The sequence below is a fragment of the Pseudomonas sp. SCPG-7 genome, assembly GCF_002156405.1.
GTDB lineage: Bacteria > Pseudomonadota > Gammaproteobacteria > Pseudomonadales > Pseudomonadaceae > Aquipseudomonas > Aquipseudomonas parakoreensis.
Map to the genome: position 1 here is coordinate 1 of NZ_MVOO01000047.1, position 482 is coordinate 482.

Below are 482 nucleotides of genomic sequence, written 5' to 3' on the forward strand. Positions count from 1 at the left end.
GTGGTTTTGCCCGCGTCGATGGTGATCACGGCGCCGTTGCTCAACGTCACGGTAACCGGCGAGCCGGCAGCGTTGGTCAGGGTCGCGGTGTAAACGATCGAGCCGCCTTCGGCCACGGTACCGGTCGCGGACAGCGACAGGTTGGTGGTGTCGACGGTATCGGTGACCGTGGTATTGACCGGGGTCTTGTCGGCAACGAGGTTTTCGTAGTTGCCACCGCTCACGCTAGTGATCGCGTTGGTCAACGGCGCATGGCCGGTCAGCGCGTCGTTCGGTGCGGTGGTGGTTACGGTACCGGTGGTTTTACCGACTTCGATGGTGATGTTCTGGCCGTTGGCCAGAGTTACCACAACTGGCGAACCGGTGACCGGCGCACCGACAGTGGCGGTGTAGGTGACGGTGCCGCCCTCGGCCGCCGACTCGGTCGCGGTCAGCTTGACCGTGGTGGTATCGATGGTGTCGGTGACCTGCGTCACAGCCGG

The 482-nt window shown here is 64.1% G+C and carries 1 protein-coding gene; it reads right to left on the reverse strand.

Annotation, left to right across the window (positions count from 1 at the left end):
* A partial coding sequence (locus B1722_RS28480; protein WP_140396058.1) for an immunoglobulin-like domain-containing protein occupies positions 1 to 482 on the reverse strand: 482 nt, incomplete at both ends.